The 13,905-nt window shown below is 69.6% G+C and carries 13 protein-coding genes and 1 tRNA gene; 8 read left to right on the top strand and 6 right to left on the bottom strand.

Features of this window, described 5'->3' with window-relative positions:
* Positions 1-1,815 carry a putative bifunctional diguanylate cyclase/phosphodiesterase gene (locus ACQEVG_RS04700; RefSeq protein ID WP_432977427.1) on the top strand — a complete coding sequence of 605 codons (1,815 nt, stop codon included), beginning with the start codon at positions 1-3 and terminating at the stop codon, positions 1,813-1,815.
* Between the two features lie 332 nt (positions 1,816-2,147).
* Here the strand turns inward: ACQEVG_RS04700 and ACQEVG_RS04695 are convergent, their stop codons facing one another.
* The 4 genes from ACQEVG_RS04695 to ACQEVG_RS04680 all read right to left on the bottom strand — a co-directional run bounded on the left by ACQEVG_RS04695 (position 2,148) and on the right by ACQEVG_RS04680 (position 6,796).
* On the bottom strand, positions 2,148-3,851 hold the full coding sequence (locus ACQEVG_RS04695; RefSeq protein WP_432977424.1) for a glycosyl hydrolase family 18 protein: 1,704 nt from the start codon (positions 3,849-3,851) through the stop codon (positions 2,148-2,150).
* Positions 3,852-4,081: 230 nt separating this feature from the next.
* A complete protein-coding gene (locus tag ACQEVG_RS04690) occupies positions 4,082-5,155 on the bottom strand; it encodes an LLM class flavin-dependent oxidoreductase (RefSeq protein WP_432977421.1) in 1,074 nt (357 codons plus the stop codon).
* Positions 5,156-5,255: 100 nt separating this feature from the next.
* Positions 5,256-5,981 (bottom strand): maleate cis-trans isomerase family protein, encoded by a 726-nt coding sequence (locus ACQEVG_RS04685; RefSeq protein WP_432977418.1) that lies wholly within the window; start codon positions 5,979-5,981, stop codon positions 5,256-5,258.
* Entirely contained in the window at positions 5,978-6,796 is an 819-nt protein-coding gene (locus ACQEVG_RS04680; RefSeq protein WP_432977415.1) for a maleate cis-trans isomerase family protein, read from the bottom strand. The genes ACQEVG_RS04685 and ACQEVG_RS04680 overlap by 4 nt, the downstream gene beginning before the upstream one ends.
* Before the next feature lie 95 nt (positions 6,797-6,891).
* Between ACQEVG_RS04680 and ACQEVG_RS04675 the strand changes: the two genes are divergently transcribed.
* Positions 6,892-7,854, top strand: coding sequence for a D-2-hydroxyacid dehydrogenase (locus ACQEVG_RS04675; RefSeq protein ID WP_432977412.1), 963 nt, complete (start codon positions 6,892-6,894; stop codon positions 7,852-7,854).
* Positions 7,835-9,247, top strand: a complete 1,413-nt coding sequence (locus ACQEVG_RS04670; RefSeq protein WP_432977409.1) for an amidase — start codon at positions 7,835-7,837, stop codon at positions 9,245-9,247. Before ACQEVG_RS04675 ends, ACQEVG_RS04670 begins: the two co-directional genes overlap by 20 nt.
* Before the next feature lie 34 nt (positions 9,248-9,281).
* Here the strand turns inward: ACQEVG_RS04670 and ACQEVG_RS04665 are convergent, their stop codons facing one another.
* Complete coding sequence (locus ACQEVG_RS04665) at positions 9,282-9,782, bottom strand: DUF3830 family protein (protein ID WP_432977406.1); 501 nt, start codon at positions 9,780-9,782, stop codon at positions 9,282-9,284.
* A 42-nt stretch (positions 9,783-9,824) separates the two neighbouring features.
* Between ACQEVG_RS04665 and ehuB the strand changes: the two genes are divergently transcribed.
* The 5 genes from ehuB to ACQEVG_RS04640 all read left to right on the top strand — a co-directional run bounded on the left by ehuB (position 9,825) and on the right by ACQEVG_RS04640 (position 13,707).
* Positions 9,825-10,706, top strand: coding sequence for an ectoine/hydroxyectoine ABC transporter substrate-binding protein EhuB (ehuB, locus tag ACQEVG_RS04660; RefSeq protein WP_432977403.1), 882 nt, complete (start codon positions 9,825-9,827; stop codon positions 10,704-10,706).
* Positions 10,703-11,377, top strand: coding sequence for an ectoine/hydroxyectoine ABC transporter permease subunit EhuC (ehuC, locus tag ACQEVG_RS04655; protein ID WP_432977400.1), 675 nt, complete (start codon positions 10,703-10,705; stop codon positions 11,375-11,377). The genes ehuB and ehuC overlap by 4 nt, the downstream gene beginning before the upstream one ends.
* Positions 11,374-12,024: an ectoine/hydroxyectoine ABC transporter permease subunit EhuD gene (ehuD, locus tag ACQEVG_RS04650; protein ID WP_432977397.1), complete on the top strand. Its 651-nt coding sequence runs from the start codon at positions 11,374-11,376 to the stop codon at positions 12,022-12,024. The genes ehuC and ehuD overlap by 4 nt, the downstream gene beginning before the upstream one ends.
* Positions 12,014-12,781 (top strand): ectoine/hydroxyectoine ABC transporter ATP-binding protein EhuA, encoded by a 768-nt coding sequence (ehuA, locus tag ACQEVG_RS04645; protein WP_432977394.1) that lies wholly within the window; start codon positions 12,014-12,016, stop codon positions 12,779-12,781. The genes ehuD and ehuA overlap by 11 nt, the downstream gene beginning before the upstream one ends.
* 167 nt (positions 12,782-12,948) lie before the next feature.
* Positions 12,949-13,707, top strand: coding sequence for an IclR family transcriptional regulator (locus ACQEVG_RS04640; RefSeq protein ID WP_432977391.1), 759 nt, complete (start codon positions 12,949-12,951; stop codon positions 13,705-13,707).
* A gap of 115 nt (positions 13,708-13,822) precedes the next feature.
* Here ACQEVG_RS04640 and ACQEVG_RS04635 read toward each other — a convergent pair.
* Positions 13,823-13,896: transfer RNA gene (locus ACQEVG_RS04635), tRNA-Lys, on the bottom strand.
* Positions 13,897-13,905 lie beyond the last annotated feature (9 nt).

Below are 13,905 nucleotides of genomic sequence, written 5' to 3'. Positions count from 1 at the left end.
GTGAGCGGAACCTCCGAAGGAACAGGGCCCGCGGGAGTCGCAGTCCCCGGCCGCGCGCGGCCGCCGGTCACGGAGCGTCACACTGCGGGCCGGACCGCCGCCGAACTGCGCGACTACCGCGCCGCGTTCAATGCCGCCCAACTGGCGATGGCGGTCGTGGACCACGACGGCCTCGTCGTCAGCGCGAACGCGGCTCTCGCGGCGCTGCTGGGCACCGAGCCCGCGGAGGTGGCGCAGCAACACGCGGCGGATCTGGTCGACCTCGCGTCGGACCGCCGCACCTGGCACGCGTACCGCGAGGTGCTGCGCGGCCGCCGCTCCCGCTTCCGCTGTACGCGGCGGCTCAAGCACCCGGACGGGCGGACGCTGTGGGCGGAGGTCACCGTCGCGCCGGTGCCCGACAGCCGCAATGTGCTGCTCTCCATCGCGGACATCAGCGACCGGCGCGAGCTGCATGCACGGCTGCGGCACCTCCAGATGCACGACCCGGTGACACGGCTGCCCAACCGTGCGCTGTTCTTCGAGCGGCTGTCGACGGTGCTCGAGTCGTCGGCGTACGAGCGGGGCTCGACCGGGCGGATCGGGCTGTGCTACCTCGATCTCGACGGCTTCAAGGCGGTCAACGACACGCTCGGGCACCGGGTCGGCGACCGGCTGCTCGCGGCGGTGGCCTCGCGGCTCACCGCCTGTGCGGACGGGGACGGCTTCACCCACGGCGGCGGCCATCTGGTGGCGCGGCTCGGCGGTGACGAGTTCGCCATCCTCGTCGAGGACTCCAGCGGCACGGAGCAGCTGGCCGATCTGGCGCGGTCCGTACTGGCCGCACTGCAGCAGCCGTTCGACCTGGTGGGGCAGCGCCTTTCGGTGTCGGCGTCGATCGGCGTGGTGGAACGGGCGGTGGCGGGGACGACCGCCACCGGGCTGATGCAGGCCGCGGACACGACGCTGTACTGGGCGAAGGCGGACGGCAAGGCCCGCTGGACCCTCTTCGACCCCGAGCGCAACGCGCACCGGATGACACGGCAGGCGCTCTCCTCGATGCTGCGGCCGGCCGTGGAGCGCGGGGAGTTCGCGCTGGAGTACCAGCCGCTGGTGGGGATGGCGGACGGGGTGACGCGGGGCGTGGAGGCACTGGTGCGCTGGCACCACCCGCAGTTCGGCACACTGGCGCCGAATCGTTTTATCGGAATTGCCGAAGAGGACGGTTCGATCGTTCAGCTGGGCCAGTGGGTGCTGCGTACTGCGTGCCGCCAGGCCGCGCAGTGGCAGAAGGACCACCCGCAGGCCCTGCCGCTGTTCGTGAGCGTCAATGTGGCAGTACGCCAGGTCTGGGACTCGGACCTGGTGGCGGACGTGGCGGCGATTCTGGCGGAGACGGGACTCGCGCCGCATCTGCTGCAGCTCGAACTGACCGAGTCGGCGGTGATGGGCTCGGCGGGCCGTCCGCTGCAGGCGCTTCAGGCGCTCAGCGACATGGGCGTGCAGATCGCGATCGACGACTTCGGGACGGGTTACTCGAACCTGGCGTATCTGAGCCGGCTTCCGGTATCCGTACTGAAACTCGACGGATCGTTTGTCCGCGGCTTCCAGGACGAGGCGCACCCGAACCCGGCGGACGAGACGATCGTCGAGGCGATGGTCCAACTGGCCCACCGGCTGGGCCTGACGGTCACGGCGGAATGCGTCGAAACGGCGGGCCAGGCGTCGCGGCTGCGGCGGATCGGCTGCGATACGGGGCAGGGGTGGCTGTACTCGCGGGCGGTGGCGCCGGAGCGGATCGCGGAGCTGATCGGGGTCGGCGCGGCGGCGGTCTGAGGGCCCGGGAATTGGAACCGCCCCCGGCCGGAAGGGGCGGCTTCCGGGCGGGGGCGGGGTTAATGGGGGCGACGTGTGCGGGGGGCCGGGTGAGCTGGGGGCCGGGGCTCGGGCCGCCTGCGGCGGGCTTGTTCCCCTACCCGCCCCTTCCCGAACGGGGGCTTCGCCCCAGGACCCTGGACGCCCGCTGGGGGTCGCCCACGCCCGCAGGGCGTAGGGGGAGTGTCCTCAATCGCCGGACGGGCTGGATTTACCAGCCCCGCCGGCGATTGAGGCGCGGGTGTCCGGGGCGCGGGTCCGGGGCGCGGGTCCGGGGCGGAGCCCCGGTTACATCAGCACACGCCCTGGTCGCGCCAGACGCCCCATTCGCCCGTCGTGCCCGGCTCCTCGCCCTGCGTCCACCACTGGGCCTTCCAGGTGTGGCCCTTGTGGGAGGCCAGGCTGCCGCCCGTGTAGACCGCGGTGCTGGACCAGGCCGCCGCCGTGCATCCGGTCTGCGGAGTGCTCGCGGAGGGGGACGGCGTCGGGTTCGAGGGGGACGGCGTGGGGTTCGAGGGCGACGGGTCCGGCGTGGTCGGGGAGCTGCCGACCGCTGTCACGATGTCGTTGAACAGCGTCGTGTTCGCGTCCAGGCCGAGCAGCGAGTACATCATCGCGCCCGCCAGGCCCCTGTCGTGCGCGTAGTCCGCCCGGGCCTGGATCGCGCGCTTGTCGAGGCCGGTGAAGAACTCGCCGTCCTTGTAGAAGTACGAAGCCTTGGCCTCGTCGTCCCAGAACGTCGTCGCCGCGTTGTCGACGATCCCGCCGAGCTCCTTGTAGTTGGCAATGCCTGCCTGCTGGCTGACCGGACGGGCGGTCGACGGGCCGGTCGCGGACTGCGCGAGCCCGTTCTTGGCGCCCGCCGGGACACCCTTCCAGCCGCGGTAGTAGAACTCGTACCCGAGCGTCAGCTTGTTCGCCGGGAAGCCGCCCGCGATGCCGTACGCCGAATTCCCGTCGAGCCAGGAGTCGATCGCGTTGTCGAGCGAGTACTTCTGCGAGCCGGGGGCGATCACATCGGTCGGGTCGGACGCCGGCGAGTACAGCGGCGACTGGTGGTACGTCGGGCCGTCCGCGTCCCAGGCGCCGTGCATGTCGTACGTCATGATGTTCGCGTAGTCGAGATACGCGCCGATCTTGTCGGTCTCGATGTACTTGATCTTGTCCTGACCGGCCGGCAGCGCCGCCGTCAGCAGGTACTTCTTGCCGTCGTGCGCCGTGCTGTACTCGTCGAGCTGCTTGCGGAACTCCGCGAGCAGCAGTGTGAAGTTGGCCTTGTCCTCGGGTCCGTAGTGGTTGCCGAGGTGGCCGCCCTCCGAGCCCGGGTACTCCCAGTCGATGTCGATACCGTCGAAGATCCCGGCCGCGCTGCCCGCGCCGCCGAAGCCGCCCTCGACCGGCAGGTCACCGGCGATGTACTGCTTGATGCAGGAAGCCACGAACTTCTTGCGGCTCGCGTCCGTCAGCGCCGCGTCGTGGAAGTACTTGGAGTACGTCCAGCCGCCCACCGAGATATTGATCTTCAGCTTGGGGTACTTCGCCTTCAGCTCCTTGAACTGGTTGAAGACGCCCACGATCGGCTGGTTCCAGGTGTCGGCCACGCCGTCGACGCTGTCCTCCGCCGTGAAGGACTTCTGGTAGTCGGCGTACGAATCGCCAGCGCCGTCACCGGCGTTGGGGTTGGCGTCGTCGCCCGCCGCCTTGTTCGCCTCGAAACAGGTCAGATCCGTGGGGTGGATGTTCCCGAACGAGTAGTTGAGGACGTCAAGCTTGCCGGCGATGCCCCGGGTGTCCAGGTGCTTGGGGTAGAAGGCGTTGCCGTACACGCTCCACTGGTCGTAGTACGCGATCTTCACCCCGCCGGTGGACGCGGCGGCGTTCGTGACATTGTCGCGGGCGGCCGCGCCGGCGGTGCCGAGGCCGGTGAAACCGGCCAGAGCGCCTGCTGCGAGCGCGGCGGTCGCCAGGGCCGCGAGCAAGGGTCTGCGTGAGCGCACGGTCTTCCTCCGAGGGGCTGTGTAACGGAAGTTGAAGAAGAGAACGAAGCGGGTGGGAGAAAGAGATAGCGATTCGGCCAACGCCGCGTCAATGGTCTGGACAAAAGAAGGACTAGACCAATTTTGACGAGAAACCGCTTGTCAGAGACGCACACCCCCCACGCAAGACCGCTCGCCACCATCGGTGACGAGCGGTTTAAGCCGTGTTTAAGGAGCTGTGGCCGGCCGGTTCAGAAACGAACCGCTCCACCCGGCAAGTCGTATGCGTCCGCGATCAGTTCGTAGCTGCGCAGCCGCGCTTCGCCGCCGTGCGCATTGACCGTGAGCATCAACTCGTCCGCGCCGGTGCGCTTCTGGAGGTCGTCGAGCCCGGTGCGCACCGCGTCCGGCGTGCCGTGAATGACATTGCTCAGCCAGCCGTCCACGAACTCACGCTCGAGGGGGGTGAATTCGTACGCCGCGGCCTCATCGGGCGTGGGGATGAGCCCGGGGCGGCCGGTGCGCAGCCGCACCATCGAGAGCGCGCCCGTCAGCACTTGCCGGCGGGCATCGCGCTCCTCGTCGGCGGCCAGCGCCGAGACGCCTATCAGCGCGTACGGGGCGTCAAGGACCGCGGACGGGCGGAAGGACTCGCGGTAGAGGTCGAGCGCCGGGACGGTGTTGTGCGCCGAGAAGTGGTGGGCGAAGGCGAAGGGCAGCCCGAGCACTCCGGCCAGCCGGGCGCTGAAGCCGGAGGAGCCGAGAAGCCAGATGGGCGGGCGGGCCGAGGGGCCCTGAACCGGGCCGGGGACGGCGTGGATGCGGGCGTAGGGATGCCCGTCGGGGAAGTCGTCGTCCAGGAAGCGGGTCAGCTCGGCGAGCTGCTGCGGAAAGTCGTCCGCGCCCTCTTCCAGCCGCTCCGTCCGCCGCAGGGCCGCGGCGGTCGCGCCGTCCGTGCCCGGCGCGCGGCCGAGGCCCAGGTCGACCCGGCCCGGGGCAAGGGCCTCCAGGGTGCCGAACTGCTCGGCGATGACCAGCGGCGCGTGGTTGGGGAGCATCACACCGCCCGAGCCGAGGCGGATGCGTTCGGTGTGCGCGGCGAGATGGGCGAGGATCACGGCCGGGGACGAGGAGGCGACGCCCGGCATCGAGTGGTGCTCGGCGACCCAGTGGCGGTGGAAACCGCGGCTCTCGGCGAGCCTGGCGATGTCCACGCTGGTGCGCAGTGCGTCGGTGGCGGTGCGGCCGACGCCTACGGTGACCAGGTCCAGTACCGACAGTGGTACGGGTGCGGTTCCGATCGCCGTGCCTCGAATCTCGTCCACGGATGGGCCCTCCTGCGCATGAAGATACGTACAGCCGAAGCTAACAGGAGGGCATCTCCGTTTTATTCCCACGTCGTCGTTCCGGCTTCCGCCCGCCTCGTCACTCCGGCTTCCGGAAGAGCGTGCCGAGCTTCGGGCCGTACACCCACGCCTTGCGCTGCGCCAGCCGCAGCCCTTCCCACACCGTGACCTGGTTCGCCGTGAGGACCGGCTTGCCCACCGACTCCTCCAGCTCCGCCAGGTACGCCGCGGTGTGCAGCGCCGTGTCGGGCAGCAGCACCACCTCCGCGTCCGGATGGTCACCCGAGCGGGCCAGCTCAAGCACCTCGTCCCGGCCCCAGGTGCCGACCTCGGCCGCCGTGACGATTCCGCTCGCCCGGTCCGCGACCACCTCGGCCCCGGAAGCCTTGAGGAAGGCGGTGAACAGCGCCGTGACGTCCTCCGGATAGGTGGCTGCGACCGCCACGCGTCCCGCGCCCAGCGCCCGTACCGCATGGGCGAAGCCGAAGGACGTACTCGACGCGGGCATGCCCGCGGTCAGGGCCAGCGCGCGGATCTGCTCGTGCGCACCCTCCCAGCCGTACACGAAGCTGCCGCTGGTGCACGCCCACACCACCGACTCCGCGCCTTCCAGCCGGAGCTCGTCCACACCCGCGGCGAGCCGCTCGGCCGACCCCATCTCCAGCAGCGCGTCGACGCGGTGGGCGTCCTCGCCGATGTCGGTGTGGACGACGGGCAGTCTGATGTCGCTGTCGAGCAGCACCTCGAACCGGGGGTAGTCGTCCTCGGCGGAGTGCCCGGGGTAGAGAAGTCCGACCGTGGTCATGTCCAGCCTTCCTGTTCTTCGGGCTGAGAGGGATGCGACGGCGAGGCGGGCTCGACGGGAGGCGCTTGGGGCTCGGTGGCCTCCGGCTGCAGCAGCAGCCCCTGATAGGGACCTACCGCGTGCACTCCGATCCGGCGCAGCGCCGACCACATCGTCACCTGGTTCGCGGAGAGCACCGGCATCCTCAGTTCGGCCTCCAGCTGCGGGATCGCGTCGTACGTCGGCAGATTGGTGCAGCTGATGAAGAGCGCGTCCGCCGCGCCCACCACCGCCTGCCGCGCCATGTCCACGACCGACCGGTACGGCACCTTCCAGATGTGCCGGGTCAGCCCCAGAAAAGCGCGACCCGTGACCGTTACCCCAGCTTCCCCCAGATACTCCTCCAATGCCTGGGTGACCGACTCCGTATAGGGCGTGACCAGGGCGATACGCGCGGCGCCCAGCTCGTCGAGTGCTTCGAGCAGGGCGCCGGACGTGGTCAGCGACGGCACTTCACCGGCCGAGCTCATCGCCTCGCACATCGCCCGCTCCCCGGCGAGACCGCCGACGAAACTGCCCGAAGTGCAGGCGTATGCGAGGACCTCCGGCTCGGACACGCTGAGCGCCTGGACCGCCTCGCGCAGCGTCTCGTGCTCGCTCACCAGGCGGGCCAGGTCGAGCGAGACCTCGACGGGCACATAGGGCGTGCGCGTCAGGCGCAGGGAGACATCGTCGGGGACCCATCGCCACAGCTCACGGTCCAGCGCGAAGTCGAACGGGGCGACCACGCCGATACCGCGCTGTGGCTGTGGACCGCCGAGAAAGGAGACATCCATCGCAGGCCCCCTTGATGCGTTGTTGACGACGTTAGGTTCGGGTGCGAGCGTGGTCAATCCGTACATGTGCGACGTTACGAAACGGCTTCCGCTTGATGTCCGAACCCACCCTTCTCGTACTGGCCGCCGACCCTCCTCCCCGCCTCGGTCGGCTTGCCGGGCGGGTCCGCGTCCAGTACGCCGACGAGCGGACGCTCGCCGACCGACTCCCTTACGCAGACGCCCTGTTGGTGTGGGACTTCACCTCGGAAGCGGTACGGGCCGCGTGGCCCGGCGAGGGCCCGCGGCCCCGCTGGGTGCACACTCCGAGCGCCGGGGTCGACCGGCTGCTCTGCCCCGAGCTGATCGCCTCCGACACCGTGGTCACCAACGCCCGTGGAGTCTTCGAGGAGCCGATCGCCGAGTACGTCGCCGGTCTTGTGCTGGCGATGGCGAAGGACCTCCCCGGGACCCTCGAACTGCAGCGTCAGCGGCGCTGGCGGCACCGTGAGGGCCTGCGCGTCGCGGGCACCCGCGCGGCGGTGGTGGGCGCGGGCCCGATCGGCCGGGCGGTGGCCCACACGCTGGAGGCGCTGGGCGTCACCGTCGCCGTCGTGGGCCGCACCGAGCGCTCCGGGATCCATGGCGCGAAGGATCTCGAGCCGCTGCTCGCCCGCGCCGACTGGGTCGTGTGCGCGGCACCCCTCACCGACGACACGCGCGGCATGTTCGACGCCCGGCGCTTCGCGCTGATGCAGCCGTCGGCGTGGTTCATCAATGTGGGGCGTGGGCCGCTGGTGGTCGAGAAAGACCTGGTCTCCGCGCTGAACGGGCGGGTGATCACGGGTGCGGCGCTCGATGTCTTCAGCGCGGAACCGCTCACGCCCGACAGCCCGCTCTGGGACGTTCCGGGGCTGATCGTCTCGCCGCACATGAGCGGCGACACGGTCGGCTGGCGCGACCGGCTGGGCGAGCAGTTCGTCGAACTGTACGAGCTGTGGGAGGCCGGAAAGCCGTTCCCGAACGTGGTCGACAAGAAACGTGGGTACGTCCCCATGCATGACTGCTCCGCTGACTGACCTCACCGCCCTGACCGCACACCAACTGCTGGTCGGCTACGAGAGAGGCGACTTCTCCCCCGTCGAGGCGACCCGCGCGGCGCTGGAGCGGATCGAGATGGCGCAGCCCCTGGTCAACGCCTTCGTCCGGGTCGACGCCGACGCGGCGCTGGCCCAGGCGCGGGCATCCGCCGGGCGCTGGCACCGGGGGGAGCCGCAGGGGCTGCTCGACGGCGTGCCGGTCACCGTCAAGGACCTGCTGCTGCAACGGGGCGGGCCGACCCTGCGCGGCTCCAGGACCGTTCATGCGGAGGGGAGTTGGGACGAGGACGCGCCCTCCGTCGGCCGACTGCGGGCACATGGCGCGGTCTTCCTCGGCAAGACGACGACTCCCGAGTTCGGCTGGAAGGGCGTCACCGACTCCCCGCGGCACGGGGTGACGGGCAACCCGTACGACCCGGCGCGGACGGCCGGCGGCTCCAGCGGCGGCAGTGCAGCGGCGGTGGCGCTCGGCGCGGGCCCGCTCTCGCTCGGCACGGACGGCGGCGGCTCGGTCCGCATCCCCGCGTCCTTCTGCGGGATCTTCGCGCTGAAGCCGACGTACGGGCGCGTGCCGCTGTACCCGTCCAGCCCCTTCGGGACGCTCTCGCACGTGGGTCCGATGACGCGGGACGCCGCGGACGCCGCGCTGCTGCTCGATGTGATCAGCGGCGAGGACTGGCGGGACTGGTCGCATCTGGGCCCGGCGGACGGGGTGCGCGGCACGCTCACCGACGGCGTGAAGGGGCTGCGGATCGCCTACTCGCCGTCCTTCGGCGGGCAGGTGGCGGTGCGCCCGGCGGTCGCGTCGGCGGTACGGCGGGCGGTGGGGGCGCTCGCCGGACTCGGCGCGTACATCGAGGAGTCCGACCCCGATATCGCCGACCCGGTGGAGGCCTTCCACACCCTGTGGTTCAGCGGCGCGGCCCGGCTGCTGCAGCCGCTCGGCGCCCGGCAGCGCGAGGAACTGGACCCCGGGCTGCGCGAGATCGCCGGGCGCGGCGCGCGGTACAGCGCCCTGGAGTATCTGGCGGCCGTGGACGTCCGGATGGCACTGGGCCGGCGGATGGGCCGGTTCCACACCTCCTACGACCTGCTGGTCACACCCACCCTGCCGATCACCGCCTTCGAGGCGGGGGCGGAGGTCCCGGCGGGCTCGGGCCACCGCCGCTGGACCGGGTGGACGCCGTTCACCTACCCGTTCAACATGACGCAGCAGCCCGCCGCGACGGTGCCGTGCGGGGTCGACGAGGACGGGCTGCCGATCGGGGTCCAGCTGATCGGGGCGCGGCACGCGGACGCGCTGGTGCTGCGGGCGGCGCACGCACTGTACGAATCGGGCGCGACGACCATCCCGACGCCCCCGGTCGGGTGACAGCGGCGAGGGGTCCGGGGCGGAGCCCCGGCTCCTACGCCCTGCGGAACGACAGCGTCTCGCCCAACGCGCCCGCCCGCCACAAGTCCTGGCACGCCTCCGCCATCCCGTCCAGCCCATCCACCACCGTGCCCCACACAATCCCCGGCACCCACCCCGTGTCGCCGTTGAGCAGCAAGTTGTTGCGCTCGTAGAACAGGGCGAGGTCGACAACGGTACGGCGGCCGTGGTGCGCCGCCTGCTCCCCGTATCCGTACGACGCCGTGCCCAGCTGCACGTCGGAGAAGGTGAAGTAGCAGAGATCGCCCGGAATGGGGGTCACCGTCGGGTTCTCCAGGGGTGGTTCCTTCTCCGCGAAGGGCGGAAACAGGGCATAGATCTCATTTCGTGCGTACTTGGCGTGGTACACGTCCCCGGCCAGCGGCAACGCGTCCCAGACGGCTGCACAGGTCTGCGGTGCCTTGTCGTCGAGGAGCAGCGCGGTGCACCGCACGCCGCGCTTGTCGAGGGCTACGGTCACATATCGGTCGGCCATTTCGTACGCATACCCCGCTGAGACCCGGGTAGCCGCGCGCCCATGGCTCGTACTGAAGAGACACCATCGATTCGCAGACGCTCCCTGCTGCTCGGCGGCGCGGCGGCCGGGGCGCTCGGGGCCTCGGCCGCGGCGGGCTGCAGCCGCGTGCCGTCCGGCGATGCCCTGGCCCGGTTGAAATCCGCACGCACAGTGCGCCTCGGCATCGCGGGCGAGGTGCCCTACGGATATGTCGACGACCAGGGCGAGTTCACCGGCGAGGCCCCCGAACTGGCCCGAGTGATCTTCAAGCGGCTCGGCATCGACCAGGTCCAGCCGGTCGCCACCGACTTCGCCTCGCTCATACCGGGTCTGAACTCCCAGCAGTTCGACGTCGTCTCGGCCGGGATGTACATCAACAAGGAGCGCTGCGAGCAGGTCATCTTCGCCGACCCCGAGTACCAGATGCTCGACTCCTTCATCGTGCGCAAGGGCAATCCGAAGAATCTGCGCACCTACGAGGACGTGGTGAAGGCGAAGGCGAAGTTCGCCACCGGCACCGGCTATGCGGAGATCGACTACGCGGTCGCCGCCGGCTACCCGGAGAAGGACATCGTCATCCTCCAGGACCAGGTGGCGGGGCTGAACGCCGTCGAGTCGGGCCGCGTCGACGTCTTCGCGGGTACCGCGCTCACCAGCCGCGAGGTGGTCAGGAAGAGCCGGAAGGCCGAGGCGACCGAGCCGTTCGCGGCCGTCGTCGACGGCGAGAAGAAGATCGACGGCGGGGGCTTCGCCTTCCGCCCCACCGACACCGAGCTGCGCGACGCCTTCAACGTCGAGATACACAAGATGAAGAAGAGCGGCGAACTCTTCCGCATTCTGCGGAAGTTCGGCTTCACGGAGAACGAGATGACCACGCTCACAGCCAAGGAGCTGTGCCGATGACAGCCGGACTCTGGCAGAACTGGGTACTCCCGGGCATCTGGATCACCGTTCAACTGCTGCTCTACAGCGCGGCACTGGCCGGATTCGTCGCCTTCGCCGTCGGCATGGCCCGCACCCACCGCTCGCGCGTCGTCCGCTTCCTGGCGGGCGCCTACACCGAGATCTTCCGCGGCACGTCCGCGCTGATCCTGATGTTCTGGCTGTTCTTCGTGCTGCCGCCGCTGCTGGGCTGGCAGCTGGTCCCGATGTGGGCCGCGGTGCTCGCACTGGGCCTCTCCTACGGCGCGTACGGCGCGGAGATCGTGCGCGGCGCACTGGGCTCGGTGGCTCCCGCGCAGCGCGAGGCGGGGGTCGCCCTCAGCTTCACGCCCTGGCAGCGGATGCGGCTGATCCTGCTGCCGCAGGCCGTGCCGGAGATGATCCCGCCGTTCTGCAATCTGCTGGTCGAACTGCTCAAGGGCACGGCGCTGGTGTCGCTGCTCGGAGTGGGCGACGTCTCCTTCGCGGCGTACCTGGTGCGGCTCGCGACCCAGGAGAGCGCGCAGATCTACACCATCAGCCTGGTCATCTACTTCGTGATCGCGTTCGTCATCACGCGCTCCATGAAGGCACTTGAGAAGAAGACCAAGAGCAATATCGGCGTCGAGGCCCTGGGAGGTGGCGCGAAGTGAACTGGGACTGGTCCGCGGTCGCGGACTTCATGCCGCGCTTCTGGGACGGCGTGCTGGTCACGCTGCAGATCCTGGTGCTCGGCTCGCTGATCTCCTTCACGCTCGGCCTGGTCTGGGCGATCGGGTTCCGGGCGCCGACCCGTTTCGTACGGTGGCCGGTCAACGTCGTCACGGAGTTCATACGCACCACGCCCCTGCTGGTGCAGCTGTTCTTCCTGTACTTCGTACTGCCGGAGTGGGGCGTGCAGTTCTCGGCGCTGACCACCGGCACGATCGCGATCGGGCTGCACTACTCGACGTACACCGCCCAGGTCTACCGGGCCGGCATCGAAGCCGTGCCGGCCGGTCAGTGGGAGGCGGCGACGGCGCTGAGCCTGCCCGCCCACCGCACCTGGTTCGCGGTGATCCTGCCGCAGGCGGTCCGGCGCATTACACCGGCGCTCGGCAACTACGTCATCGCGATGCTGAAGGACACACCGCTGGTCGCCGCGATCGGCGTGCTGGAGATGCTGCAGCAGTCCCGGCTGGAGAGCGCCGCGACCTTCCAGTACACCGAGCCGCTGACCGTGATCGGTATCGCCTTCATCCTCATCGCCTATCCGGCTTCCCTTCTTGTACGAGCCCTGGAGCGCCGCCTTGTCCACTGACACCCAGATCCATGACAAGACCCACGAACTGATCCGCTTCGAGAACGTCACCAAGCGCTTCGGCGACAACACCGTCCTCGACGACCTCTGCTTCTCGGTACGCCCGGGCAAGCATGTGACGCTGATCGGCCCGTCCGGTTCCGGCAAGACCACGATCCTGCGGCTACTGATGACCCTGACGTCGCCCGACGAGGGCACGATCCAGGTGAACGGCAACCGGCTGTTTCCGGCCGCCGAGAAGGAGCGCCGCGAGGCGCGCAAGAAGATCGGCATGGTCTTCCAGCAGTTCAATCTGTTCCCCAACATGACCGCTCTGCGGAACATCACCGAGGCCCCGGTGCGGGTTCTCGGCATGTCCAAGGACGAGGCCGAGGAGCGCGCCAAGGAGCTCCTCGATCTGGTGGGGCTCGGCGACCGCTGCGATGCCAGGCCGACCCAGCTGTCGGGCGGCCAGCAGCAGCGGGTGGCGATCGCCCGCGCGCTGGCGATGCGGCCCCAGGTGCTGCTTCTTGACGAGGTCACGTCGGCACTGGACCCTGAACTGGTCGCCGGGGTGCTGGACGTGCTGCGGGACATCGCCCGCTCCACGGACATCACGATGCTGTGCGTCACGCACGAGATGAACTTCGCCCGGGACATCTCCGACGAGGTACTGATGTTCGACTCCGGCAAGGTCATCGAGTCCGGATCTCCGGAAAAAATCTTCTCCGAGCCGGAGCATGAACGTACTCGCGAGTTTCTCAGTGCGGTGCTCTGACCACTCACTCCAACGAATAAGTGTGACCCTGGCATATGCCAGGAGGATGAGCCCCAGCGTATGGCGCTGGGGCTCAGCATCATTCTCGCCAACAGCCACCCCCGAGACGGCTCTTGGCGGCTATCGTGGTACGGAAGCTTGCGGTCACAACCTGGTAGGGGGAAACCGTGGCGCTGAAGCCTGAGCCCACCGCGCCGTTCCATTCGGTGCAGTACGTCTTACGCGTTCTGGAGACGATCTCGAAGCACGCCGGCGGTGTCACCGACGTCCAGGTCGCACGCGAGACAGGGCTGCCGACCGGCCACCTGGCTCCCATGCTGGCGATGCTGCGCCGCGAGGGCTATGTGGAACAGGTCGCGGACGGCGCCTATGTGATCGGCGACTCCCTGATACTGCTCGGCTCGGGAGTCACCCGCCAGCAGGCGCTGGAGGCGAAACTCCAGGAGACGCTCACCGAGCTGCGCGACTCGGTCGGCGCTGCGGTCTATATCAGCCGTTATATCGACGGCGAGGTCAAGATCATGCAGTACGCCGACGGTCCGCGCGCCCCCAAGGTCAACGAGTGGGTGGACTTCCGCTCGGCGGCGCACGCGAGCGCGGTCGGCAAGTGCCTGCTGACGCAGCTCGACGTCAACGGCCGCCGCGACCACCTCTCGCGCCACAAGATAGCCCGCCTCACCTCGCGCACGATCACCAGCGAGAGGCTCCTCTTCTCCAAGCTGGACGCACAGCCGCCGACGGTTCCGGTGCTGGACCTCCAGGAGTACGCGGTGGGCACTGTCTGCGCGGCGGTCCCGCTGACGGCGGGCTCGGCGGTGGGGTGCCTCGCGCTCTCCATGCCGGTCGAGCACGCCCACCGGCTGCGCTCGGCCGCGGACACACTGAACCGCAGGGCCGCGCCCGTGGTGCTGTCGCTGGCGATCTAGCGCGACAGCCGACGAGCCGACGCGGCCCGCCGGCCAGAGCCACGCGAAACGCACGCGGCCGCACCCAGGCGCACGAAAAAGCCCCTCGCGAGAGCGAGGGGCTTTTTCCCGTCTGTGCGCCGCCAGGGACTCGAACCCCGGACCCGCTGATTAAGAGTCAGCTGCTCTAACCAACTGAGCTAGCGGCGCCTGCTGACG

This window comes from Streptomyces sp. CA-135486 (assembly GCF_050936555.1).
Classification (GTDB): Bacteria; Actinomycetota; Actinomycetes; order Streptomycetales; family Streptomycetaceae; genus Streptomyces.
Note: the sequence above shows the minus strand (reverse complement) of the source record. Positions and strands in the feature narration are given on the sequence as shown.